This is a genomic window from Bacillus chungangensis (assembly GCF_030812995.1).
In the GTDB taxonomy this organism is placed as follows: domain Bacteria; phylum Bacillota; class Bacilli; order Bacillales; family Bacillaceae_C; genus Bacillus_CF; species Bacillus_CF chungangensis.
The window spans coordinates 298,431-324,200 of record NZ_JAUSTT010000001.1 but is presented as its reverse complement, the minus strand read 5'-3'; the positions used below and the strand labels follow the sequence as shown (position 1 = coordinate 324,200).

At 37.6% G+C, this 25,770-nt stretch carries 24 protein-coding genes and 3 other annotated features; of the genes, 22 read left to right on the top strand and 2 right to left on the bottom strand.

What is annotated here, in order from left to right; genetic code table 11:
• Window positions 1-241 precede the first annotated feature (241 nt).
• From nrdR to J2S08_RS01685, 10 genes are all read left to right on the top strand, one after another.
• On the top strand, window positions 242-700 hold the full coding sequence (gene nrdR / locus J2S08_RS01730) for a transcriptional regulator NrdR (protein ID WP_307226149.1): 459 nt from the start codon (window positions 242-244) through the stop codon (window positions 698-700).
• An 83-nt stretch (window positions 701-783) separates the two neighbouring features.
• Window positions 784-2,178 carry a replication initiation and membrane attachment family protein gene (locus tag J2S08_RS01725; RefSeq protein ID WP_307226044.1) on the top strand — a complete coding sequence of 465 codons (1,395 nt, stop codon included), beginning with the start codon at window positions 784-786 and terminating at the stop codon, window positions 2,176-2,178.
• Between the two features lie 13 nt (window positions 2,179-2,191).
• Window positions 2,192-3,127 carry a primosomal protein DnaI gene (dnaI, locus tag J2S08_RS01720; RefSeq protein WP_307226147.1) on the top strand — a complete coding sequence of 312 codons (936 nt, stop codon included), beginning with the start codon at window positions 2,192-2,194 and terminating at the stop codon, window positions 3,125-3,127.
• Between the two features lie 250 nt (window positions 3,128-3,377).
• Window positions 3,378-4,235 (top strand): sporulation protein YtxC, encoded by an 858-nt coding sequence (gene ytxC / locus J2S08_RS01715; protein WP_307226043.1) that lies wholly within the window; start codon window positions 3,378-3,380, stop codon window positions 4,233-4,235.
• A gap of 124 nt (window positions 4,236-4,359) precedes the next feature.
• The gene (locus J2S08_RS01710) at window positions 4,360-4,497 is read left to right on the top strand and encodes a helix-turn-helix domain-containing protein (protein ID WP_307226041.1); all 138 of its coding nucleotides are present in this window, start codon (window positions 4,360-4,362) and stop codon (window positions 4,495-4,497) included.
• A 177-nt stretch (window positions 4,498-4,674) separates the two neighbouring features.
• Window positions 4,675-4,904: a binding site (T-box leader), on the top strand.
• A gap of 163 nt (window positions 4,905-5,067) precedes the next feature.
• Window positions 5,068-6,972 (top strand): threonine--tRNA ligase, encoded by a 1,905-nt coding sequence (gene thrS / locus J2S08_RS01705; RefSeq protein WP_307226039.1) that lies wholly within the window; start codon window positions 5,068-5,070, stop codon window positions 6,970-6,972.
• Between the two features lie 168 nt (window positions 6,973-7,140).
• Window positions 7,141-7,273 (top strand) — a sequence feature (ribosomal protein L20 leader region).
• A 289-nt stretch (window positions 7,274-7,562) separates the two neighbouring features.
• Window positions 7,563-8,066 (top strand): translation initiation factor IF-3, encoded by a 504-nt coding sequence (infC, locus tag J2S08_RS01700; protein ID WP_307226037.1) that lies wholly within the window; start codon window positions 7,563-7,565, stop codon window positions 8,064-8,066.
• A 21-nt stretch (window positions 8,067-8,087) separates the two neighbouring features.
• The gene (gene rpmI / locus J2S08_RS01695) at window positions 8,088-8,288 is read left to right on the top strand and encodes a 50S ribosomal protein L35 (protein ID WP_307226035.1); all 201 of its coding nucleotides are present in this window, start codon (window positions 8,088-8,090) and stop codon (window positions 8,286-8,288) included.
• Window positions 8,289-8,317: 29 nt separating this feature from the next.
• On the top strand, window positions 8,318-8,674 hold the full coding sequence (rplT, locus tag J2S08_RS01690; protein WP_307226033.1) for a 50S ribosomal protein L20: 357 nt from the start codon (window positions 8,318-8,320) through the stop codon (window positions 8,672-8,674).
• Between the two features lie 302 nt (window positions 8,675-8,976).
• Window positions 8,977-9,258 (top strand): DUF1294 domain-containing protein, encoded by a 282-nt coding sequence (locus J2S08_RS01685; protein ID WP_307226031.1) that lies wholly within the window; start codon window positions 8,977-8,979, stop codon window positions 9,256-9,258.
• A gap of 305 nt (window positions 9,259-9,563) precedes the next feature.
• Here J2S08_RS01685 and J2S08_RS01680 read toward each other — a convergent pair whose 3' ends face one another.
• A complete protein-coding gene (locus J2S08_RS01680; protein WP_370875613.1) occupies window positions 9,564-9,956 on the bottom strand; it encodes a sigma-w pathway protein ysdB in 393 nt (130 codons plus the stop codon).
• Between the two features lie 370 nt (window positions 9,957-10,326).
• Here J2S08_RS01680 and J2S08_RS01675 point away from each other — a divergent pair, with 370 nt between their 5' ends.
• Together J2S08_RS01675 and J2S08_RS01670 are read left to right on the top strand one after the other, a co-directional pair.
• Complete coding sequence (locus J2S08_RS01675; protein WP_307226028.1) at window positions 10,327-10,821, top strand: dUTP diphosphatase; 495 nt, start codon at window positions 10,327-10,329, stop codon at window positions 10,819-10,821.
• An 84-nt stretch (window positions 10,822-10,905) separates the two neighbouring features.
• Window positions 10,906-11,991, top strand: coding sequence for a M42 family metallopeptidase (locus J2S08_RS01670; protein WP_307226026.1), 1,086 nt, complete (start codon window positions 10,906-10,908; stop codon window positions 11,989-11,991).
• Window positions 11,992-12,361: 370 nt separating this feature from the next.
• Here the strand turns inward: J2S08_RS01670 and sspI are convergent, their stop codons facing one another.
• Entirely contained in the window at window positions 12,362-12,577 is a 216-nt protein-coding gene (gene sspI, locus J2S08_RS01665) for a small acid-soluble spore protein SspI (RefSeq protein WP_307226024.1), read from the bottom strand.
• A gap of 478 nt (window positions 12,578-13,055) precedes the next feature.
• On the opposite strand from sspI, the gene J2S08_RS01660 reads away from it, so the two are divergent.
• The 10 genes from J2S08_RS01660 (at window position 13,056) to J2S08_RS01615 (ending at window position 25,766) form a co-directional block, all read left to right on the top strand.
• Window positions 13,056-13,817 (top strand): TrmH family RNA methyltransferase, encoded by a 762-nt coding sequence (locus J2S08_RS01660; RefSeq protein WP_307226022.1) that lies wholly within the window; start codon window positions 13,056-13,058, stop codon window positions 13,815-13,817.
• A 251-nt stretch (window positions 13,818-14,068) separates the two neighbouring features.
• Window positions 14,069-14,307: a binding site (T-box leader), on the top strand.
• 151 nt (window positions 14,308-14,458) lie between these two features.
• Window positions 14,459-15,496, top strand: coding sequence for a phenylalanine--tRNA ligase subunit alpha (gene pheS / locus J2S08_RS01655; protein ID WP_307226021.1), 1,038 nt, complete (start codon window positions 14,459-14,461; stop codon window positions 15,494-15,496).
• Between the two features lie 15 nt (window positions 15,497-15,511).
• A complete protein-coding gene (gene pheT / locus J2S08_RS01650; protein WP_307226019.1) occupies window positions 15,512-17,926 on the top strand; it encodes a phenylalanine--tRNA ligase subunit beta in 2,415 nt (804 codons plus the stop codon).
• Window positions 17,927-18,028: 102 nt separating this feature from the next.
• Window positions 18,029-19,003: a DUF2268 domain-containing putative Zn-dependent protease gene (locus J2S08_RS01645; protein ID WP_307226017.1), complete on the top strand. Its 975-nt coding sequence runs from the start codon at window positions 18,029-18,031 to the stop codon at window positions 19,001-19,003.
• A gap of 33 nt (window positions 19,004-19,036) precedes the next feature.
• On the top strand, window positions 19,037-19,576 hold the full coding sequence (locus tag J2S08_RS01640; RefSeq protein ID WP_307226015.1) for a hypothetical protein: 540 nt from the start codon (window positions 19,037-19,039) through the stop codon (window positions 19,574-19,576).
• 330 nt (window positions 19,577-19,906) lie between these two features.
• Entirely contained in the window at window positions 19,907-20,167 is a 261-nt protein-coding gene (zapA, locus tag J2S08_RS01635; RefSeq protein WP_307226013.1) for a cell division protein ZapA, read from the top strand.
• A 7-nt stretch (window positions 20,168-20,174) separates the two neighbouring features.
• A complete protein-coding gene (locus J2S08_RS01630; RefSeq protein WP_307226011.1) occupies window positions 20,175-20,717 on the top strand; it encodes a CvpA family protein in 543 nt (180 codons plus the stop codon).
• Between the two features lie 204 nt (window positions 20,718-20,921).
• The gene (polX, locus tag J2S08_RS01625; RefSeq protein ID WP_307226145.1) at window positions 20,922-22,658 is read left to right on the top strand and encodes a DNA polymerase/3'-5' exonuclease PolX; all 1,737 of its coding nucleotides are present in this window, start codon (window positions 20,922-20,924) and stop codon (window positions 22,656-22,658) included.
• Window positions 22,659-22,670: 12 nt separating this feature from the next.
• Window positions 22,671-25,028 carry an endonuclease MutS2 gene (locus J2S08_RS01620; RefSeq protein ID WP_307226009.1) on the top strand — a complete coding sequence of 786 codons (2,358 nt, stop codon included), beginning with the start codon at window positions 22,671-22,673 and terminating at the stop codon, window positions 25,026-25,028.
• A gap of 330 nt (window positions 25,029-25,358) precedes the next feature.
• The gene (locus tag J2S08_RS01615; RefSeq protein ID WP_307226007.1) at window positions 25,359-25,766 is read left to right on the top strand and encodes a DUF350 domain-containing protein; all 408 of its coding nucleotides are present in this window, start codon (window positions 25,359-25,361) and stop codon (window positions 25,764-25,766) included.
• The last annotated feature ends 4 nt before the right edge of the window (window positions 25,767-25,770 follow it).

Here is a 25,770-nt window from a genome sequence, read left to right as displayed (position 1 = left end):
AAACATTCAAAAGAGACAATACGGGTTTTCCGTCATGTCTCTTTTTTCATCTTTCCTATTTTGAATAGCTTATCCAATTTTCCAACGATTCAGTGTAACTACAGTTCGCTAAATGGGAATTTCCCTTTACTTACAGTTTATACAAAGACGTACGTTTTTCGTCGAAAAAAGGAAGATTCTTGTGGATTTCTTGACTTTTATATATGATGATAATAAGACAAAAGGAACGGAGCTGATTAAAATGAAATGCCCGTCATGTCAGCATCATGGATCACGTGTCGTAGATTCTAGACCAGCTGATGAAGGCCGTTCGATTAGAAGAAGGCGTGAGTGTGAGGCGTGTGCATATCGCTTTACGACATTTGAAAAAATAGAAGAAACACCATTAATTATCGTGAAAAAAGAAGGGACACGTGAAGAATTTAGCAAAGAGAAAATCCTTCGTGGATTAATAAAAGCTTGTGAAAAACGTCCTGTTACGCTAGGCCAATTAGAAAATATTACAGCCGAAATCGAAAAAGAGCTCCGAAGCAATGGATATGCAGAGGTAAGTTCAGATGTGATCGGTGAAATAGTGATGGATAAGCTAGCAAAAACAGATGAGGTTGCGTATGTACGATTTGCTTCTGTCTATCGCCAATTCAAAGATATCAATGTCTTCCTTGATGAATTAAAAGAATTGATTAAAAAAGAATCATGAAACTTAAAGTCAAAATAAGAAATGAAAAAGAAATAGAAAAATTCTTATAAAGTTTTTTCGTATCGATAAGGAGACGCACATAAATGAAGCTTTATTGGAATGAGATTCAACCAGTTGATCGCTATCAAGTGAAAGCCAATGGGATATTGCATGATTTCGATCGCAAAGTGGTTACTTTTTTATATCAGCCATTAATTGGAACCGCTTGTTTTAGCTTATATATGACATTCTGGAGTAAAGTAGAGGAAAATAGGCTTTGGTCCGAAGAGTGGACACATTATCATTTGATGGATTTCCTATCTGTAAATATACGTGATATTTATGAAGCTCGCTTAAAACTAGAAGGAATCGGACTATTAAAAACATTTATTAAAACCGATGCAGAGGAGCGCTGTTTTATTTATGAATTACAAGCTCCATTATCTCCGGAACAATTTTTTACCGATGGCATGTTGAATATTTATCTATATCGAAAAATTGGACATACTCATTTTACTCGATTAAAAAGGTTCTTTTCTGATAAGACCATCGAAAGGCAAGCGTATACAGAAATCACTAGATCTTTTCAAGATGTGTTTGCTACAGCCGATCATCGTGATCTTCTAGATGGTGATGGCGAAATAGCAAGTCAAGCTGCCTCCGGCCAGCAATATTATGCTCGCCATGATAATGAAGGTATGGTATTTACAGCTGAAAACTTTGATTTTCCTCTCTTGATGGCAGGACTGCAAGAGGCCATTGTTCCGCATCGTGCTCTAACTGCACAGGTTAAGGATGCGATTGTAAAACTTGCTTATTTGTATAACATCAATGCGATAGAAATGAAAAATATCATATTAAGTGCTATTACAGCTGAACAGCAAATTGATATAGAAGAGCTTCGAAAAGCAGCCCGTGATTGGTATCAAATGGAGCATGCAGACGCACTTCCGAAACTAGTAGACCATATTCAGCCAGTGAATGAACGTAAAATAATTGCAGCTCCGCAAACAAAAGAACAGCAGCTCATTCATTATTTAGAAACAACGTCCCCTAGACAGTTATTGATTGACATCGCTGATGGTGTACAGCCATCTAAAAGTGATTTGGCTGCGATCGAAGAGGTAGCTTTTCATCAGCAGCTGCCTGCTGGAGTTATTAATGTACTTATTCATTATGTGATGTTAAAAACAGATATGAAGCTTTCAAAAAATTATTTGGAGAAAATTGCTTCGCACTGGTCCCGTAAAAAAATAAAAACTGTTCCTGATGCAATGGCATTAGCCAAGGCAGAACATCGACAGTATCAAGAATGGGCGGCAGGGAAACAAAATCAGCAGCAAAAACGAAAAAAACCAATAAGAACTGAAAAACTTCCAGATTGGTTAAAAGAGCAAGAATTAGAAAAAGAGAGGGTTGAACCCGGAAAAGTGGAAGCAAATGAACTTGAAGAAAAGCGGCGTAAATTAACAGCAATTCAAAATAAATATCGAAAATAGGAGGTGAAACGTGGTGAAAAAGATTCATCATACAATGAAAAATGTAATAGCTAATTCAGATTTTCAAAAGCGATATAAAGAAATGAAAAGAGAAATACTAGCTCATCCTGATATTCAAGCATTTATAAATAAGCATGAGGGACAGATCACGGAAAAAATGCTCCATATTAGTTTAGGGAAGCTATATGAATACATCTCACAAACAACTAACTGTCATGCATGCCCAAATTTGAATGACTGTGTTAATTTAATCCAAGGATTTGAACCAGCTTTAGTTATAAGAGGAGGTGTAATCGATATTGACTATCATCGCTGCAAACGAAAAATAATCGATGAAAAGCGGAGAGAAACAGAAAAGCTGATTCAAAGCATCTTTGTTCCGACTGAAATTCTTCAAGCATCGCTAGCTCATTTTACACTAGACAGCAAGGGCAGAATGCTTGCTTTTGAACGAATAGAAGCTTTTGCAGCTTCTTATCAGCAAGGCAAGAAAATGAAAGGATTATACCTTCATGGAAGCTTTGGAGTCGGAAAATCTTATTTATTAGGTGCATTAGCCAATCAATTGGCAGAGAAACAAATTTCATCTCTACTCGTTTATGTTCCAGAGTTTTTAAGGGAAATGAAGCAGTCGATTGGTGATCAAACTTTGGCGGAAAAAATTGATACAGTAAAAAAAGCGCCAATTTTGATGTTGGATGATATAGGTGCAGAAGTGATGTCAAGTTGGACACGTGATGAAGTATTAGGAACCATTCTCCAATTTCGTATGCATGAACATTTGCCAACGTTTTTCACCTCCAATTTTAATCTAAAGGAATTGGAACATCATTTAACTTATTCGCAGCGGGGCGAAGAAGAGAAAATGAAAGCAGCACGAATGATCGAACGAATTAAATCTTTAGCAGAGCCAATAAAAGTGGACGGCTATAATCGCCGCAGCAATTAAGATCCAACCTGCATGATTGGGCTTCTAAAATAGGCAAGCTCCCCATATATATAGGAAAAAGAGATTTTCTATATGAAAGGTTGTTCAAAAAGTCTGGGAAAACAACGGTTAAGTTTAAAGCGTTATAAGCATATTTAATACAATAAGAGACGCTCCGTAGTCTTGTAACAGCCGCGGTTAAACTACGTTCTTTAAACTTCTCGGTTTTTTCGCCTCCTTTTGAACACTTACGAAAAAGGGGAGATTGACATTGGAGTTTACTTTTAAAAGCTTTCATGATGCTATTTGGCTTCATGAGCATTTATATAAAATGACAAAAGCATCCCATTATTGTGAAACATCTATACAGAATCAAAAGCAATTTGTTTTAAAAATTGATATGAACAAAATTTCATTGAACCATCTTGAGAAAGCTTTTATTGATTTTATTAAAAGAAAAAAACGAAATGATTGGATACAAGAGATTCTAAAAAACCATTTCTTTTACGAGGAGGAATTCGAGAGAATCCAAATTGGAGAAATTGTCTCCGAAATGTTAAATGGCAAGCGCCAGGAGTTAACGGCATTATTAAATAAAACAAATGATATGAATACGATTGAACAAGCAGTTCGCCCACTTTTTGAGCAATCAGCACGTATTTCTTTTGATTCTTTTTTAACATTTCGATTAAAAAATTATTATGAAGATCTCATTAGTTATGTAGAGATTGCGATTGATGAATATAAAATGGAACAAGATTATCAAGTATATATTCAAATGCTTCGAGATTACTTACAGGGAAAAGCTCCGAAAAGAGAGATTGTACGCATTTATTTTTCTAATCATCGTGTTTTTTATGACGGTGATTTTGAACAAATCTCAGATGAAGTGCTTAATCGTTATTTAGACCGTCGATTGTTAATCAACCACCCGATTTATGTAGATTCTAATACTATTGCCCCACTATTGTCTATAGCACCAGCAGCTATTATATTATATACGGATCACCCAGAGCAAGGATTAATCAGAACCATTAAAAACATTTTCGAAGAACGAGTTGCCATCTACCCGAAATCCACCTTTTTAGAGGGAAGATCATTGTTGAAAAGCGGGGAATCCTCTTCTTAAAAACAAAGAAGAGGAAAATCATTTATCCCACATCTACTGGTAGTAAGACCCCCACCTTAAGAGTTAGAGTAATAAACTGCACCTCAATTGTTAGACACAGATCTAACAATGGAGGTGTAAATTAGTGGTTAAATTTACTGCGACACAAAAGATTGGGGCTGTTCCATATTATTTGAATGGAACAAAAGGCTACCGTTCGTTTGCTTTAAAGCTAGGAATTGATCCAAAAACATTTCACTATTGGATTAAATGTTTTGCCTAAGCCTTTGTGTTACCAACCATCAGTGAGGGATGAGAGAATCCCCCACTGATGGAAGTTACTTTACCTCACGTTTTCTGCAGTTTCAGGGAGATGTGATTTTTTAAAAGATAACGAAAAGCGAACCTTGCTTTTTTTGTCATAACCTACTATAATAGGTTCAAAATCATCTCATATTATCTATCAGTAATGAGAAGGACAAGAATAGTCTATTACGATTTAAAGAGAGGGAAGGCATGGCTGAAATCTTCCTAATACGGATAGAATATTTACCGCCTTTGAACTTCAACCGTGAACATATTGTGAGCGGTTGACGGATGCAGCCGTTATCTGAACCGAAGTCATGCTGTGTGAAATTTTAGCAGTATGAAAATGAGGGTGGAACCGCGTGCAACAAGCTCGTCCCTTTTTAGGGATGGGCTTTTTTGTGTTTCCATGCATCCGTGGATAGATAAAGTGAAACTTATCAGTGGGGGTTTTCTCTTATTCCCCACTGATTCCTCTTACTCTTAAGGTGGGGGTCTTACTGCCAGTTAGATGTGGGATAAATAGTATAAAAAGGAAGTGAAGGAAATGTCAGAAGTCGTGAAGATTACTTTTCCAGATGGTGCTGTAAAGGAATTTCCATCACCTGTTACAACAGAGGATATTGCTGCTTCGATCAGTCCTGGATTAAAAAAGAAAGCATTGGCTGGCAAATGGAATAACCAACTGCTTGATTTACGAACTCCAATTTCAGCAGATGGAAAAGTGGAAATTATAACTTCAGATAGTGAAGAGGCATTGGAAATTTTACGTCATAGCACCGCTCATTTAATGGCGCAAGCTGTTAAGCGCCTTTATCCAAATGTCAAGCTTGGTGTTGGACCTGTAATAGAAGCCGGCTTTTATTATGATATCGATGTCGAAGAAGCAATTACGCCTGATCATTTAAAGAAAATCGAAAAAGAAATGAAAAAGATTGTCAGTGAAAATTTGGAAGTTATTCGTAAGGAAGTAAGCCGTGAAGAAGCAAAAAAACTATTCGGTGATGATCCTTATAAACAAGAATTAATTACTGCTATACCCGAAGATGAAAAAGTAACTATCTATAAGCAAGGTGAATTTTTTGATCTTTGTCGTGGCGTTCATGTCCCATCAACAAACAAAATTAAAGCATTCCAATTATTAAATGTTGCAGGTGCTTATTGGCGCGGTGATAGCAATAATAAAATGCTTCAACGCATTTATGGAACTGCATTTTTTAAAAAAGCGGATTTAGATGCACATCTTCAGTTTTTGGAAGAAGCAAAAAAGCGCGATCATCGGAAACTCGGTAAAGAACTAGGGTTGTTCATGTTCTCAGAAGAAGCACCGGGAATGCCATTTTATTTGCCAAAAGGCCAAATCATTCGTACAGAACTTGAAAATATTTCTCGTAAATTGCAGCGAGAAGCAGATTATGAAGAAGTTCGTACGCCATTTATGATGAACCAGCGTCTATGGGAGCAATCAGGACATTGGGATCATTATCATGAAAATATGTATTTTTCAGAAGTAGATCATACTCGCTTTGCAATGAAACCGATGAATTGCCCAGGCCACATGCTCATTTTTAAAAACGATTTACATTCTTATCGTGATTTGCCGATTCGAATGGCAGAATTTGGCCAAGTTCATCGTCACGAATTCAGCGGTGCATTAAATGGCATGTTCCGTGTCCGTACTTTTTGTCAAGACGATGCTCATATTTTCGTTAGACCTGATCAAATCGAAAGTGAAATTAAACAAGTTTTTAAACTTGTAGATAAAATTTATCGCCTCTTCAATTTCTCTTACACAGTGGAGCTTTCAACAAGACCTGAAGATTCCATGGGCGATGACAGCCTTTGGGAGCATGCAGAGCAATCACTGGAAAAAGTGCTCAAAGATCTAGAAGTAGATTTCCACTTAAACGAAGGGGATGGGGCATTCTATGGACCTAAAATTGACTTCCATATTAAAGATGCTTTAGGTCGGAGCCACCAATGTGCAACAATCCAATTAGACTTTCAAATGCCTGAGAAATTTGATCTTACTTATATTGATGAACATAATAAGAAAGTACGTCCAGTTGTTATTCATCGCGCTATTTATGGTTCGATTGATCGCTTTTTCGGCATTTTGATAGAACATTATGCTGGAGCTTTCCCTACTTGGCTTGCACCAGTGCAAGTACAAATTATTCCTGTATCTCCTGAGGTTCATCATGACTATGCAAAACAGATTGAAGAGAAACTTCGCGCTGCTGGTTTCCGAGTTGAAATGGATGTTCGTGATGAGAAGATTGGCTACAAAATCCGTGAAGCACAAATGCAAAAAATCCCTTACATGCTCGTAGTTGGAGACCAGGAAGTTGAAAATCAAGCTGTCAATGTTCGTAAATATGGCGAGCAAAAATCAGAAACAATTGCATTTCAAGATTTTATGGATCGATTGCAAAAAGAAGCTGAAATTTAATTGAAGCAGGAAGGGAGCGATGGCTCTCTTTCTGTATTTTTTAGCCTTAAAAAAAGCAGGTTGAAAAAACAATTGCAAGAAGAACTGATTTTTGTTAAAATCAACGAAGTTAATTGACAGATTATCTGCCTTATGGTATATTATCTAAGGTCAACTGAATACAACTTTTTGGGAAAGAAGAAGCACCCGCTTCTCGCCTGCTTGACGCACATTTGCTGTTTACAGGCCATGATGAATGCCATTCTATGATTAATGATTGTGAATGTAGTGCGGGTTCTTCAACCGGTGCTTTTTTTCTGTTTAAATTTTTATAAAAAGTGATGAGAGAATGAAAATCTCTGTACAGTGTTTTGCTCCTTTGCTATGAGGATCAAATGATGACCCAAACCTTGTATTCTAACAGTGTACAATAGTACGCTTAAGAAGATAGTAGTATCAGTGAACTCAAGGGGAATTTAGATGGAGATTCTATTCAACTGATTGAAAGAGCTTAGCTTTGGAAGCGGAAGTCTAAAATCCGAAAGATTACTGACAGATTTACTACTGATGTGTTTAAAAATTCTTGGAGGTGGCTAACCATTAGCAAAGACATGTTGGTAAACGATGGAATTCGTGCTCGTGAAGTTCGTCTTATCGACCAAAACGGCGAGCAGCTTGGAGTTAAAACACGAAATGAAGCAATCGACATAGCTTCGCGAGTTAATCTTGATGTTGTACTTGTTGCTCCAAACGCAAAACCCCCAGTAGCTCGAATTATGGATTATGGTAAATATCGTTTTGAACAACAAAAGAAAGATAAAGAAACAAGAAAGAAACAAAAAGTTATCAATGTAAAAGAAGTGCGCTTAAGTCCAACAATCGATGAACATGACTTCAATACGAAGCTTCGCAATGGACGTAAATTCCTTGAAAAAGGCGATAAAGTAAAAGCTTCTATTCGATTTAAAGGCCGTGCCATTACACATAAAGAAATTGGCCAGCGTGTACTAAATCGTTTCGCTGAAGAATGTAAAGATGTCAGCACCATCGAATCAAGGCCAAAGATGGACGGACGCAGCATGTTCTTAATTTTAGCACCCATTAATGAAAAGTAATGTTATAGGAGGAATACCAAGATGCCAAAAATGAAAACACACCGCGGCTCTGCTAAGCGTTTCAAAAAGACAGGTTCTGGTAAACTTAAACGTTCACATGCATATACAAGTCACTTATTTGCTAACAAATCTACAAAACAAAAACGTAAACTTCGTAAATCAGCGATCGTTTCTAAAGGTGACTTTAAACGCATTCGCCATATGTTAGATAACATTAAATAATTGTGATGATCAATTAGGAGGGAAATATTATGCCACGTGTAAAAGGTGGGGCAGTGACCCGCAGACGTCGTAAAAAAGTTCTAAAATTAGCAAAAGGTTATTATGGATCTAAACATAGATTATTTAAAGTTGCCAATCAACAAGTAATGAAATCTTATATGTACGCATATCGTGACCGTCGTCAGAAAAAACGTGATTTCCGTAAACTTTGGATTACACGTATTAATGCGGCAGCACGTATGAACGATCTTTCTTACAGCCGCTTGATGCATGGCCTCAAGCTTGCAGGCATCGAAGTGAACCGAAAAATGCTTGCTGATCTAGCTGTTCATGATTTAAATGGTTTTGCAGAACTAGCAAACAAAGCAAAAGCACAATTAAAATAAACAATTATATCGAAAAAGTCATTCACATTTTGCTGGGAATGGCTTTTTTTATCGATATTTTATTCATTTAGACGTGAGAAGCTGGAAGTAGGCAGAACCTTTCTTGCACTCCTGACTCATCAAAACTTCATTTAAAATTAGTACATGTCCGATGAATCGTGGAAGCTCAGGAAAAGGAAATTTTCTAGACTTCTGCATTGCAAATTCTTGTTTACTCTTAATGGCGGTAACACAATACGAAGAATAAAAGGAATAAATGTACTTTCAATAAGGAAGAAAATACGATTTGAGGATAAAACATGATGGAGATTGTAAAAGGGTTATTAACGATTTATGGAATGTCTATTAATGTAATTGCCATTCAGATGATGAAGCGTGATAAATATTTAGCAGTATATAGAAAAAGAAGAACACGAGAAGCGACATTATGGAAAGCTGCATTTGCTGGGGGCGCTCTTGGTATGACAGTTGGTATGAAGATGTATCGCCATAAGACCAAGCACGCTGCTTTTAAATGGGGGCTTCCAATTCTAGCAGCAATAGAGCTGATTGGATATAGCCTTATAATGCTGCTTTTAGGATGACTTCAACGGAACAGACATTTTCACATTCCCAGCACCTTCTTTGTTCATGCAGCAACTAGAAGGATAGAAAATGATGATGGACAAGAAAAGTGAAAACGATCGTAAATCTTAGTGGTAATCCCTTTATTTGTTTCTTTCTTCCTTCCCTACTCTACTGCTTTTATCTATCATCATGCTCAGCTGACAACGGGTCAAAAAATATCGGCACAGTTTTCCTTTGAAGAAGGATATGAACCATAAACACTACACAGCTGTGCCGAGTTTTTTAAAAAGTTCTTTCTGTTATAAGGCTGCAGCAGCCGTACTCAATCATGGCGTTTTTTCGTTAAAAATTCTTTAATTGGACTTTTCCAATCAATTTTTGCGTTTGGATAACGGAGGTTCATTTCTTTTTCCAAATGCATGAAATCATCGTAAGACAGCCCTTGCAGCGAATTAGCATTACGTGGGAAAACAAATATAGAAACAACATCAAAAGCGTTATCTGTTGTTCCTAAATATTTCTCTCCTTCAAATAATACACCTTGATACGTAACGAGGAAATTTTTTCTAACGTTGTCAGGATGATCGTAAAAATAAAATTGTTTTTGTTCATGAGCGTGCTCTAATTTTCGCTTCGGATCAATAATATATTTGACGATTCGATAAATGATGTAAATAATAAGAGTTAGGATTGCTAAACGTGATAATAAAACAATCATTTTTAACAGCCTCCGTTCCATATTCTTATATCTCTACGATTAAGCTGTGGGAAGGGTTTCATTTTTAAACATTTTTTTTAAAAAAAAAGGAGGACAAATATACGATTATTGTATGACGCTAACGTTGTGAACTTATTATAACTAAATCGGCCCAATTTTCGAAGTGATTAACAGATTTGGTTATAAAAAAGCAAAGCAGGATCACCTTTCATTTTTCAAGCAACTCTTTCGTTTGCAATATCCTATTAGGACGAGATCAACAGGGTGATGGTTGATAGAATCAAATTTTGGTGTTTGTGTAAAGAGAATGTCGTTTAGACAGGTTCCAGAATTTTAACTATCAAAAAATAAAAAAGGCGGTATCATAATGGAATTATTAGAATGGTTTGATATGCAAAGACAACTAGATCATTATATTGAATCACAACATGGGCTGGAAAATAAATCCCTGTTAAAACAAAGGACATTGGCATTGCTAGTTGAGTTGAGCGAATTAGCAAATGAAACAAGATGCTTCAAATTTTGGAGTAAAAAGTCGCCTGCGTCTAAAGCAATTATTTTAGAAGAGTTCGTAGACGGAGTTCATTTTATTTTATCATTAGGACTTGCTTTAGGTTATGATAAAAAAATATTAAGTATACAGACAGAAGAGCAAAAACAAGCAGATCTTACATATTTGTTTTTAGAAACATACGCTTGTATACAGAGATTTTCTGAGTCGATGTCATTTGATGACTACGAAACACTTTTTCAACAATATTTCCTTTTAGGGAGGAGCTTAGGTTTTTCATTAGAAGAAGTTCAAAAAGCATATAAAGAAAAAAATGAAGTAAACTATGAAAGACAACAGACTGGCTATTAATCATTAGGGTCAGTGAGAGACTGTAAATAGTGTTGCCTGTTTACGATTAGAATGAGGTTAACACTATCATGGGAGGTTGTACAGATGAAGAAGCTTGACGAAACATTAGTGATGTTGAAAGACCTAACAGGTGCAAGAGGAATTCCTGGGAATGAAAAGGAACCTCGTGCAGTAATGAAAAAATACATAGAACCATTTGCAGATGAAATGGAAACAGATGGGTTAGGAAGTTTAATTGCAAAAAAAGTTGGTGATCCGAATGGCCCAAAGGTAATGGTTGCTGGTCATTTAGATGAGGTCGGCTTCATGGTTACTCAAATCGATGAAAAAGGCTTTCTGCGTTTTCAAACAGTTGGCGGCTGGTGGTCTCAAGTAATGTTAGCCCAGCGTGTGACGATTGTAACGGCAAAAGGAGACATTACTGGTGTTATCGGTTCTAAACCGCCGCATATTTTATCCCCAGAGGCACGTAAGAAACCAGTCGAAATAAAGGATATGTTCATTGACATCGGTGCCAGTAACGATGAAGAAGCAACAGCGTGGGGAGTGCGTCCAGGCGACATGATTGTACCGTACTTTGAATTTACCGTGATGAACAATGAAAAAATGCTTATGGCAAAAGCTTGGGATAATCGCATAGGATGCGCAATTGCCATTGACGTTTTAAAAGGCTTAAAAGGGAGCAAGCATCCGAATATCGTGTATGGAGTCGGTACTGTCCAAGAGGAGATCGGTCTTCGCGGGGCGAAAACAGCGGCAGTTAAAGTAAACCCAGATATAGGATTTGCTGTTGATGTCGGAATAGCAGGCGATACGCCTGGCGTAACAGAAAAAGAAGCGATGGGTAAAATGGGGGCAGGGCCGCAAATCATTATTTATGATGCTTCAATGGTTTCCCATAAAGGCTTGCGTGATTTCGTTATCAATATTGCGGACGAGTTAAAGATCCCTTATCAGTATGAAGCAATCCCTGGCGGCGGAACTGATGCAGGAGCGATTCATTTAACTGCCAACGGCGTTCCAGCTTTAGCAATTGGGCTTGCAACTAGATATATTCATACGCATGCAGCCATTTTGCATCGAGATGATTATGAGCATACGGTTAAGCTCTTAATCGAGGTGATAAAACGGTTGGACAAAGCTGCAGTAGACAAGATTATTTTTGATTAGTAAGGGAAACTGGCAGATTAAACAGCAGTTTTTCTTCAGATGAGGATAAGAAAGGACATTATTTTAATCCAGTTCGCTGCTGAACTGGATTTTCTTTTTCACTGTTAGCTGTTGTAAATTATTTTATATTACTTACAATATATAATTATAGTAAAAAATTTTACTAAATAAACAGTATTTACATATTTTTAAAGTTAATTGACTCGATAATCCCAAAATGAATTGGACAGTTCTAATTTTTATTCCTAATTAGTATATGGAGCTTGGAAAAAAGTATATATTAACTGGATATATGAGGTTTATACGAAGGGGCAGTCACTAAAGTGGGTGCCCCCTCACTTTCTACAAAAAAATAGGGGAATAATGAACTTTATTGTGTTTTATTCAACCCGTCTTCTAGTGTTTGAAGCATCATTTGCTTTTCTTGTTCATCTGCATGCTGCCAAATCACTTCAAAGAGGACGCCTAGGCCTGGCAGCATTTTTTCTTCTCCTCTGTGAATTGCATCAACGATTGTATCCTCTAATTGTTGTTGATTATTCCCTGATACATTGTGAATAATCGCATTACGGAGATTTAAGTTCATTGAATCTGCTCCCTTCTATAAAATATTGATGAACATATTGAACACATAGTTTTAGCATGTCTTAACAAATAGAGATTTATGTATCCATCCTTTTTCAAAGCTCAGATTCAAAGTCAGCAATCTCCTTTGTATTTGTATTCTATACGATATATGTTTCATTATGGTATGGTATATAAGAAATCCGTTCCATACTAACTTTACCATCGGTGAGAAATGAGGAAGTTTATCCCACATCTAACTGGCGAGTCAAGACTCCCACCTTAGGGAGAAGAGGAATCAGAAGCGCTAGGTGAGGGATAACTGAAAGTTAAATGTCCGATTGGTTCGGGCTTACAGGAAAAGGAAAGCTTCTTGAATCAACATCGCACGAAGAAAAAGTGAACTTCTTTTTCGAGGACGTCGCGTTTTAGCTTTTAGATCCTTTGTAGGAAACCCCACTGATGGAAGTTTCACTTTATTCTTTATGGAGGAATTTGATTTGACTTATATTCAATCAGTAAAAAATCAACAAGTAAAAGAATGGAGAAAATTATTAACAAAAAAAGGCCGTGATCGGACAGGCACTTACATCATAGAAGGTTTTCATCTCGTAGAAGAAGCACTACAAAGTCGCCAAGAGATCGTTTCATTAATGATTGATGAAAATGTGGATATCCCATTACATTGGGATTTACAGGCTTTTCCAACAACGACAATTACTGCAGAGGTAAGCGCTCATTTGTCATCTACAGAAACGTCTCAAGGTGTATTTGCTATTTGTCGTATACCAAAGTTTAATGTCTCTACACTAAAGGGAAGCACATTTCTATTATTAGATGCTATCCAGGATCCAGGAAATTTGGGAACAATGATTAGAACGGCAGATGCGGCTGGAATAGATGCTGTTATTCTTGGAGAGGGGACAGTAGATGTGTATAATTCAAAAGTTATTCGCGCTGCACAAGGAAGTCACTTTCATCTTCCTATCTTGACAGGACAATTGCCAGAATGGATACAAAAACTTCAAAATCAACAAATACCTGTCTATGGCACTGCACTAGAAGGGGGAGTCTCATATAAAACTGTTCAGTCTTCCACCTCTTTTGCTTTACTCGTTGGAAATGAAGGCAATGGTGTTGCAAAAACACACTTGAGTCTTACCACCAGTAATCTTTATATACCTCTTTATGGAAAGAGTGAATCTTTAAATGTTGCTGTAGCAACAGGTATTTTACTTTACCATTTGAAAGATGCTAATTGATCGTAAATATGCGAAGACTCCATAGTTATAACGAACTGTTCCTCAAGTTTTTAACGTATTGGCGACAAGTCGCCAGGTGGTGTAATAAGGCAATTAAAAAGAAATTTGAATTATTGTTTACAAAGTACTATAATAAAGATTATTCAAATATTCAAAAGGACTTTTGAATCGATCTTTCATCAAAAGAGTGAATGAGTTGGCTCTACTCCACATGATTCAAAGGCCGCCTGTAAAGGCGGGAGTATATCGAGATAAATACAATGACGGAGAAAAGTAGTTTACATACACTTTTCAGGGAGAAGATGCCGTTGACTGCAAGCATTTTTATCGCTGTATGTAAATGAAGTTCACCTCCAGAGTTGACATCAGGACCGTTTTTCGCAACAAAAAACGTAAAGATGCCCCGGTGTAAGAGCCGTTATCATAATGAAGTGAACAGATAAATAATCTGTTTATTAGGGTGGTACCGCGATCAAACCTCGTCCCTTTCTGGAACGAGGTTTTTTAATTTGTTAAAAACAGGACGTCCCCTTACCGCTCCAATGGAAGTCTCAAAATTAAGGGGGGGATGAATCTTTTTCAAACATTCTGCCATCAAAGCTGACGATGAAAATATAAACACAATGTGAGGAGGAAATAATGTGGAATCACAATTGAAACAACTACAAATTGAGGCACTAGAAAAAATTGAAAAAGCAGCTGATTTAAAAGTATTAAATGAAATCAGGATTGCGTATCTTGGTAAAAAAGGACCAATAACTGAAGTACTGCGTGGAATGGGCAAACTTTCTGCAGAAGAGCGACCTAAAATGGGGGCGCTTGGCAATGATGTAAGAAGTGCTATTACGGAGAAGCTTGCTGAGAAACAAAAAGTGCTTGAAGAAGCTGCAGTAGCAAAGCAATTAGCAGCGGAAACGATTGATGTTACACTTCCAGGCAGACCAATTAGAGTCGGCAATCATCATCCATTAACGAAAACGGTCGAAGAAATAGAAGATCTTTTTATTGGGATGGGATATACCGTAGCAGAAGGTCCAGAAGTAGAACAAGATTACTATAATTTTGAAGCATTAAATTTGCCGAAAGACCACCCTGCGCGTGATATGCAAGACTCTTTCTATATCACAGAAGAAATGCTGCTTCGCACTCAAACATCGCCAGTACAAGTTCGAACGATGGAAAAGTACAATGGCAAAGGGCCTGTTAAGATTATATGCCCTGGCAAAGTATACCGCCGTGATCACGATGATGCGACCCATTCTCATCAATTTATGCAAATTGAAGGTCTTGCAGTAGCAGAAAATATTACAATGGCTGATTTAAAAGGAACATTAGAGGTTTTTGCTAAAAAAATGTTTGGGGAGAATCGCGAAATTCGTTTGCGCCCAAGTTTTTTCCCATTTACAGAACCGTCTGTAGAAATGGATATCTCTTGTATGATTTGTGAAGGTGAAGGATGCAACGTCTGTAAACAAACGGGCTGGATAGAGATTTTAGGTGCTGGAATGGTACATCCAAATGTCCTAAAAATGTCAGGGTTTGATCCAGAAAAATATACAGGATTTGCCTTTGGAATGGGAGCGGAAAGGATTGCAATGTTGAAGTACGGAGTGGATGATATTCGTCATTTCTATACAAACGATGTTCGGTTCTTAAAGCAATTTGGACTTCATGAATGATAGAGGAGGAAGAAAATGTTAGTTTCTTATAAATGGCTAAAAGAATATGTTGACCTAAATGGGATTAGTGCAGAAGCATTGGCTGAAAAAATAACGAGAAGTGGAATCGAAGTAGATGGTGTAAAACAAATAAGTAAAGGTGTAAAAGGAGTTGTCGTTGGTCAGGTTTTAACATGTGAACGACATCCGAATGCAGATACATTAAATAAATGTCTTGTTGATATTGGAGAAGCTGAGCCTGTTCAAATTATTTGTGGCGCTCCTAATGTAGCAGCCGGACAGAAAGTTGCTGTTGCAAAGGTTGGAGCTGTTCTTCCAGGAAATTTTAAAATTAAACGCGCCAAACTCCGTGGAGAAGAATCCTATGGCATGATCTGTTCATTACAGGAGCTTGGGGTGGAAGCAAAGCTTGTACCTAAAGATTTTGCTGATGGCATTTTTGTATTTCCTGAAGATGTTGAAATTGGTGAAGATGTGCTTTCATTATTAAATTTAGACGACGAAGTGCTTGAATTTGATTTAACACCAAATCGTTCTGACTGTCTAAGTATGATTGGCACTGCTTATGAAGTAGCTGCTATTCTTGATCAGAAAGTATCCTTGCCAGAGGCAAAAATGACACCTTCTTCAGAAGAGGCTGCAAGCTATATATCTGTGCAAATCGAGGCGCAGGATGCGAACCCATTATATGTGGCAAAAGTCATTAAAAATGTCAAAATTAAACCATCGCCGTTATGGCTTCAAGGCTACTTAATGGCTGCTGGCATTCGTCCGCATAACAATGTTGTTGATATTACTAATTATATTCTTTTAGAATATGGCCAGCCGCTCCATGCTTTTGATTATGATCGCTTTGGTTCTAAAGAAATCGTCATTCGCCATGCACATCAGAATGAAAAAATCCTTACACTTGATGGAGCAGAAAGAACATTAACTGAAGATCATTTAGTGATTACGAATGGAAAAGTACCTGTTGCATTGGCAGGTGTGATGGGTGGTGCAGATTCTGAAGTACAACATGATACGACGACTGTTTTGCTCGAATCAGCTTATTTTACTGGGAAAACAGTGAGAAAAGCTTCTAAAGATCATCACTTGAGAAGTGAAGCGAGCATTCGATTTGAAAAAGGTATTGATCCTAATCGTGTACGGGCTGCTGCAGAGCGGGCTGCTGCGTTAATGGCGAAATATGCTGATGCCGAAGTGTTATCAGGATCAGTTGAGAAAAATTACCTTGATAGACAACCTGCTGTCATTTCCATTACAGTAGAGAAAATCAATTCTGTCCTTGGCACTGCGATCCAAATGTCGGAAGTAGAGGCGATCTTCCAGCGATTGCAATTTGACGTTAAAAAAGAAGGGAATATGCTGAAAGTAACAGTCCCGACACGACGGGGCGATATTACGATAGAAGAGGATTTAATTGAGGAAGTAGCTAGGATCTATGGATACGATTGTTTGCCAATAACGCTGCCAACAGGTGCCACTACACCGGGATATTTAACAAATGAACAGAGAAAGCGCCGGATAACGAGAAGATTTATGGAGGGTGCTGGTCTATATCAAGCACTTACTTACTCATTAACAAGCGATGAAAAAGCGATCGCATATGCACTGGATGATTGTGTTCCAGTTAAAATCGCGATGCCAATGAGCGAAGAAAGAAGCCACTTGCGTTTAAGTCTAGTTCCGGAGCTGCTTGAATCACTATCATACAATCTTGCTCGTAAAAATACTCACATTGCATTATATGAAATGGGATCTGTCTTTTTACAGTATGATAAGAAAGAACAGGTAGAAGAGCAGGAGCATTTGGCAATGGCAATGACTGGCTTATGGCAATCCCATGACTGGCAAGGAGAAAAGAAACAAGTTGATTTTTATGTTGCAAAAGGATTATTAGAAGGCCTATTCACTAAGCTTGGCGTGAACGAAGCGATTCATTATCGAGCAGCTGTGATAGATGGGATGCATCCTGGACGAACCGCAGAAATACTTCTTGACGATGAGGTAATAGGATTTGTTGGACAAATCCATCCAAATGTGCAAAAGCGCCTTGATTTAAAAGAAACTTATGTCTTTGAACTGAAGACAAGGCCGATTTTCGCTTATCCAGTTTCTCCTCTTCGTTATCAGGCTATTCCTCGATACCCAGCAGTTTCTCGAGATATTGCCTTAGTCGTTGATCGTTCGGTTGCCGCAGGCAAGCTGAAAGAAATTATTCAAGATGCTGGCGGCTCGCTGTTGAAGACTGTTGAAGTATTTGATCTCTATGAAGGTGAACATTTAGAAGCAGGGAAGAAATCAATCGCCTTTACATTAAACTACTACAACCCAGAAAAAACGTTGACAGATGAAGAAGTGGTTGCTATTCATGATAAAGTGCTGCAAGCTGTGAAAGAAAAAGCAGCTGCTGTATTACGGGAATAACAGGCTTGCCTATAGAGGCAGCCTTCTTTTTTTATAAAAAAATGTATAGGAGAATACTCCTTTTTTTGTTATGATAAAGAAAAATGAAGAAGGAGGAGTAAAATGAGAAAGAATACTTGCTTCCGTCAGAAAAAAAGTTGGACAAAGAAGAAGGCATTATTAAGAAGAATATTGGTTTTTGCTGCTGTTGTAATGTTGACGGCATGTAATCAGTCAGACACGAAGAATTCACCAGAAGAAAAAACAAATTCTCTATCATTTCAACACCCTGATACAAAACAAGAATTTGAAATAATTGCTGCTTATAAACAATACGATGATTATTTTGAACATTTCGACGATAAGGAAAAACGTCAAGAAAATTTCAAAAAAGACATCATTGATCCAAACTATGACGCTTGTTTTAAAGATGCCCAGTACCTCCATTTAGCTGATTCATTTCTTCAAAATGCACCAAATAATGATATTGGCATTAAAGAGGTCATAAAGAAAATCAATCGTATAGACACCGAAGCAATCGTCAAAGAAGCTTTGCTTACATCAGCTGAGAAGTTGCCGGCTGAAGGTAAAACGACAGTTTGTATTTTTCCAGTTCCAGAAAAAGCTGAAAAATCTTTTTTAACGCTGGATACAGGAAAAATAATCATCTTTTTTGATCGTTTAGTAGACGAGAATATTTTAAAGGCTGGTACTGCTCATGGATATTATCATAGTGTCTGGGGAGAAAAGCTAGCAGGTGAATCAGGACCATCCACCATTTTAGATCATCTTGTCTTAGAAGGAAAAGCAATAACATTTGAAAAACTTGTTTACCCAGATGCAAACTATTTATCCATTGATCAAGAAGATCATCCAGACAAGTGGGAGATGATTAAACCAGATTTAGAATTAAGCGATCCTGAAAGACAACGTGAAATTCTATTGGGAGGCAATGGACTGCCCAAACATTTTGGCTATAGCGAAGGCTACAAAATGGTACAAGCATTTTTAGAAAAGGAGCCTAACCTGACACCAGAAGAATGGACAGTCATTTCTGCAGCTGAAATATATGAAAAAAGCGGATTTGATCGCAAGTAATTTGTTGTTTACGGAAACTTCGGAGGAAAACAGATGAAAAAAAATCGTTTAAAGATTTACTCGCTCTTATTTGCGTTCGCTGTAGGAGCGATTTTTTTCTATCAAAAAACAAGTATGAAGCAGCATTACCCAGAACAAAAAGTGAAAAGCTATCAGACTGCTTTATCAGTAGGCATACAAACAATTTTAACCAAAGTTCCTATAGAGGAAATGGTTGATGATAAAGCATTATCAAAAGATCAATTAGAACAGTTGATTGCTAGCACCGATCAAATTTATACTGCTTATACAGAATTAAAAGCAATTGCAATTGCGTATCAACAATATGAAGAAGATGAGGAAACAGCGGATAAAATAATGGCGAATAGCATGTCCGCTTTTACAAAGATGCAAAAAGAAAGAGAGAAGAGAATACCGATTTCCAATGAGCAGCTAGATGATATAAAGTCGCTTTATCGCTTTTATGAGGAAATAGGACAATTGGACATACATACATTAGAGTTGGAAGTTTGGCTGCAAAAGGCAGCGTATATAAGTGAACAGTATGCTTCGCTTGCTGAATGGAATTGGTAAGATACGCTGCGGCGAATGAAAGCTAAATGTTAGTATGTGATTTTAGGTAATTGCTTCTCATCAGGTGGAAAAGAGCTTCCATCTGATTCTTTTTTAATGTTAAGTTAAAAAGTTGAACTGGTATTCTTATTTCAATAAAATAATTTTTTGGAGAGGGAATTAGTGGGGAATTCTCTGTTGCAGCAGGTTTTTATATCATATGATATTGATCGCGGAAGTCTCCTCTTTTCGGCGCTTCTCTTCTATTTGCTTTATATGCAATCACTTTCCATCCCCTTTTATTCGTGATATTATATGGTGTAGGATTCATTAGGACAGGGGGCTCGCTGAGTGTCGGATGAAAATAAAAGACGTACATCTGTTGGGATATATGGCCAACAGTATATCATTATAGGGACAGAATCAAATGAGCATATTCGACGGGTCGCTGCATCAGTTGATGAAAAAATGCGCCAAATAAGTGCTAAGAATCCTGCATTGGATATTAGCAAACTAGCAGTATTAACAGCTGTTAATGCTGTCAATGACTATATAAAACTAAAGGAGCAGTATGATCTGCTTGAAAGTGAATTTAAGAAATTAAAGGACTGAAGCATGTATGCTAGATATAGCGATTATCATTATTTTTATTATTGGTTTCCTCGTTGGGTTAAAACGAGGTTTTATTCTTCAATTTATTTATTTAACAGGATTTATCATTGCTTTTACAGCTGCCTATCTGTATTACGATGAGTTAGCGCCAAAATTGCGGCTCTGGATTCCTTACCCAGCTATGGATCAAAACTCAACCTTTTCTATGATCATTAATGGTGCTAATTTGGATGAAGCATTTTACCGTGCAATTGCCTTCGCGATTATTTTTTTCGCTGTTAAAATAATTCTTCATCTTATCGGCTCCATGCTTGATTTTGTTGCACATATTCCAGTTCTCAAACAAGTAAATGGATTAATGGGAGGCATATTGGCTTTTCTAGAAATCTATATCTTACTATTTATTGTATTATATATTGCCGCTTTGCTGCCAGTAGAATCTATTCAGGCAGCACTAGATAAATCATTTGTTGCCGAAGGAATCATTAAGCACACACCAATTATTTCAGATAAAGTAAAAGATTGGTGGGTTGATTATGTTGCCTCTTAACGAACCTCTCTTTAGTAAAGTTCGTGTCCAAAAAACATTGGATCAAGAAGCTATTTCTTAACTAGAACGCTAAAGGGAGGTTTTTTCAGTACATTAAATAAAATAAATAGACTTCACATTTAGCAGTGGATATCTATCTGAATGCGGTTAAAACTATTGATAACGAGCGTGCTAATTGCTAAAAAGGGCAGATTGGTGGGGGAAATGGATATTCATAAGAAAGACATTATTCGTTTATTAGAACAAATAGCAATTTATATGGAGTTAAAAGGAGAGAATCCCTTTAAGATTGCTGCTTTTCGGAAAGCAGCTGCTGCTTTAGAAAGGGATGATCGCAGCTTAAGTGAAATAGAATCGTTTACAGAAATTCCTGGTATTGGAAAGGGCACCAATGCTGTGATGATAGAATTTATAGATAAAGGCACATCTACTGTGCTGCAAGAACTTCAGCAGGAAGTCCCTAAAGGATTGATCCCGCTTTTACAGTTGCCAGGACTTGGCGGCAAAAAAATTGCTAAGCTGTATCAATCATTAGGAGTGAAAGATGTTGCTTCTTTGCAAGAGGCATGTGAAATGGGGAAAGTAGCTACATTAAAAGGCTTTGGCAGCAAAACACAAGAAAATATTCTCCGTTCCATCCAACAGCTTGGCGTACGGCCAGAACGTCTGCCAGTTGCTTATATGCTTTCCATCGCTGAAACAATTGAAGCACATCTAGCTTTAAGCAAAGAAATTACGAATTTTTCACGCGCTGGCAGCTTGCGGAGATTGCGCGAGACAATGAAGGATCTTGATTACATGATTGCAACAAATCATCCTAGTGTTGTGAAGGAGCATTTGTTAAAACTAAATGGAACAAAAGCAGCTGTTGCAAGCGGAAACACAAAAATTACGATCACACTTGATGATCCAAATGCTGTCTCAGTCGATTTTAGGCTCGTGAAACCGCATGAATTTGCTACTGCTTTACATCATTTTACTGGATCAAAGGATCATAACGTCAGAATAAGACAGCTAGCGAAAGAACGCGGGGAAAAAATAAGTGAATATGGGGTCGAAGTACAAGATACAGGTGAAATATTAACGTTTGATACGGAAACTGATTTCTTCCATCATTTTGGTCTGCCATTTATTCCAGCTGAGATAAGGGAAGATGGAAAAGAAGTTGATTTTTTCATCTCTCATAAGGAAGTTGATTTGATTGCACTAGACGATATTAAAGGGGATCTCCATATGCATACGACTTGGTCAGATGGAGCCCATTCTTTAGAGGAAATGGTGGAGGCATGTCGAAAAAAAGGCTATCAATATATGGCCATTACCGATCATTCCCAATACTTAAAGGTTGCAAATGGATTAACGGAAGAACGGCTTCGAAAACAAAATGACGTCATTAAAGAGCTAAATGAAAAATATGACGATATATTCATCCTTTCTGGGATAGAGATGGATATTTTGCCTGATGGATCGCTAGATTATGATGATGAACTTTTACAAGAAATGGATTTTGTCATCGCATCAATCCATTCAAGTTTTTCTCAGCCGCAAGCTAAAATAATGGAACGTTTAACAAATGCGTTAAAAAATCCTTACGTTGATATGATTGCACATCCTACAGGCCGTTTGCTTGGCCGAAGAGATGGCTATGATGTTGACATAGATTTGCTGATAAAGCTGGCAAAAGAAACGAATACAGCACTCGAATTAAATGCGAATCCGAACCGGCTTGATTTAGCAGCCGACAATATTAAGAAAGCACAGGAGGCCGGCGTTTATATTGCAATTAATACAGATGCACATCATATGAAAAGCCTCTCTTTAATGGGGATCGGCGTCAGTGCAGCTCGAAAAGGGTGGCTCCAAAAAAAATATGTCTTAAATGCGATGCCGCCATCTGCATTGTTCGCTTTTTTAAACAGAAACAAGCCCAAAAGGAGCTGAAAAACAATACAGATGCTAGACAATGTGTTAAAAACATTAGAATTTGATAAAATTAAAGAACAATTAAAACAATATACTACTTCAACACTTGGAGCAGATAAAGTACAAGCGCTTCAGCCGTCGGCTAGCTTCGAAGATGCTGTCCATTGGCAAGCAGAAACAGATGAAGCTGCTCATGTAATCCGTTTAAAAGGGACTGCTCCTCTCAGCGGCATTTTCGATATTCGGGCGCATATTAAACGATCGCTTATCGGCGGTGTATTGAATCCAAATGAATTGAACGAAATATCTTCCACCCTTCGTACTTCGCGCACAATGAAGCGATTTATTGAGCGTTTGTTAGAAGCGGAAGCAACTTTGCCAATTTTACAAAAGAAAGCGGAACAGCTCGCATCCCTCTCTTCATTAGAACAGCAAATTATGAATGCGATTCATGAAAACTGTGAAGTATCTGATCATGCAAGTGATGCCCTTCGGCAAATACGCCAACAGCTACGTACGAGTGAGGCAAGAGTAAGAGAGAAGCTAGAGAGCTTTATGAGAGGGAAAAATGCCCAGAAAATGTTGTCAGATGCAATCATAACGATTCGAAACGACCGTTATGTTATTCCGGTTAAACAAGAATACCGAGCTCATTATGGTGGGATTATACACGACCAATCTTCTTCTGGCCAAACTCTTTTTATCGAACCGCAAGCTGTAGTTGATTTAAACAATCAATTGCGAGCTTATCATTTAAAAGAAAGAGAAGAGATTGAAAGAATTCTCATTGTGCTTTCAGGATATGTAGCTGAATCTGCCGATGATTTACTGCTGATCGTAGAAACGCTCGGTTCTCTTGATTTTATATTTGCAAAAGCACGCTACGGAAAAGCTTTAAAAGCCTCTAAACCAATAATGAATAATAAAGGAGTTATTCGTTTAAATAAAGCACGCCACCCTTTGCTCCCTATTGATAAAGCTGTAGCAAATGATATGATGTTGGGAGACGAATTTACAACGCTTGTTATTACTGGTCCAAATACTGGAGGAAAGACTATTACACTTAAAACGCTTGGGCTTTGTACATTAATGGCTCAAGCAGGCCTGCAAATCCCTGCATTAGACGGTTCAGAGCTGGCTGTTTTTAAGCAAGTATTTGCTGATATAGGCGATGAACAATCAATTGAGCAAAGTTTAAGTACTTTCTCCTCACATATGGTAACCATTGTTGATATTTTACAAGCTGTCGATCACGAAAGCTTAGTACTATTTGACGAATTGGGAGCAGGAACTGATCCTCAGGAAGGAGCAGCGCTTGCGATTGCAATACTAGACGAAGTCCATCAGCGCGGTGCGCGGATTATTGCTACTACACATTATCCTGAATTGAAGGCATATGGATATCATCGTGAAGGTGTAACGAATGCCAGCGTTGAATTTGATGTAGAAACGTTAAGTCCAACATACAAACTTTTAATTGGTGTGCCAGGGAGGAGTAATGCGTTTGAGATTTCCAAGCGCCTTGGTCTTGGAGAAACAGTAATTGAACGGGCAAAAGCACATATTGGTATAAAAAGCAATGAAGTTGACCAATTAATTGCTTCATTAGAGAAAAACAAACGTTCTGCTGAAAGAGAATTTGCTGATGCACGTGCATTTCGCAAACAGGCTGAACAATTGCATAAAGACCTTCAGCAAAAAATGCAGCAATTTTATGAACACGAAGAAGCATTATTGGCAAAGGCAAAGCAAAAAGCAGCATCAGTAATTGAAAATGCCAAAGTAGAAGCGGATGATATTATACGAGAGCTGCGGAAAATGCAAATAGAAAAAAGAGTAAATGTTAAAGAACATGAGTTGATTGATGCAAAGCATCGTCTGAACGAAGCGGTTCCTGACTATCATTTAAAAAAGACAGTTATTCGTCAACCGGCTAAACAACGTGTACTGCAGCCTGGAGATGAAGTAAAGGTAAGCACACTGGATCAAAAGGGACAATTGCTTGAAAAAGTGGGAAGCGACGAATGGCAAGTGCAAATTGGGATGATGAAAGTGAAAGTAAAGGAATCAGATCTTTCCTTTTTACAAACAGAGAGAAAATTGGAGCCAAAGCCGCTAACAACCGTTAAAGGAAAGAATTATCATGTTAATCTTGAACTTGATTTACGTGGAGAAAGATATGAAGATGCAATTTTAAGGGTTGAAAAGTATATTGATGACGCTCTACTCGCAGGCTATCCCCGCGTTTCTATTATTCATGGAAAAGGAACAGGCGCATTAAGACAAGGGGTGCATGAATACTTGAAAAAGCATCGTGCCGTGAAAAGAACTCGGCTTGGCGAAGCTGGGGAAGGTGGAAGTGGCGTTACTGTTGTTGAATTCAAGTAGTATGTTTTCCGAGCATAAAAATAATTTGGGCATCGAGGCCTCGTAAGGCTGCCATTTTGGAGTAACCTTTTTCATTCAAATGGTTCACTAAAAAAGCATGGGCTATCTGAAAAGCGGAAATATATCGTCCGTTTTTGCTCCGAGTGAACGGGCACCTGATTGGAAGAGCTTAGATTCAGAAACTCGATTCTTGAACGATAATGAATCACCTACAATAAAGACTCTGCTTCTTTATTGGACTATGAAACTGGATCAAAAAAGCTTGTTGTTAGGATGAAGCGATGCCTTCACAGGGCTAAGAGAAATTCTTTGCAAAGGAGTAGGATAAAGATGGATGCTTTTTGGGAAAACCCATTTGTACAAACAGCTGGATATTACAGTGTCGTTATATTATGCATCATCGTCTTTCTCGTTGTTTTTGAAATTGTAACAAAATATCGGAACTGGGATGAAATAAAAAATGGCAATCTTGCTGTTGCTATGGCTACAGGCGGGAAGATTTTTGGGATTGCTAATATTTTTAGACATTCTATCATGCACCATGATACGCTACTTACAATGATTGGCTGGGGTGTGTTTGGATTTATTTTGCTTTTGATCGGTTATTTTACTTTCGAGTTTTTAACCCCTAAGTTTAAAATTGATGTTGAAATTGAAAATGACAATCGTGCTGTTGGTTTTATTTCTTTAGTCATTTCTGTCGGATTGTCATATGTAATTGGCGCTGGAATTGCATAGGGAG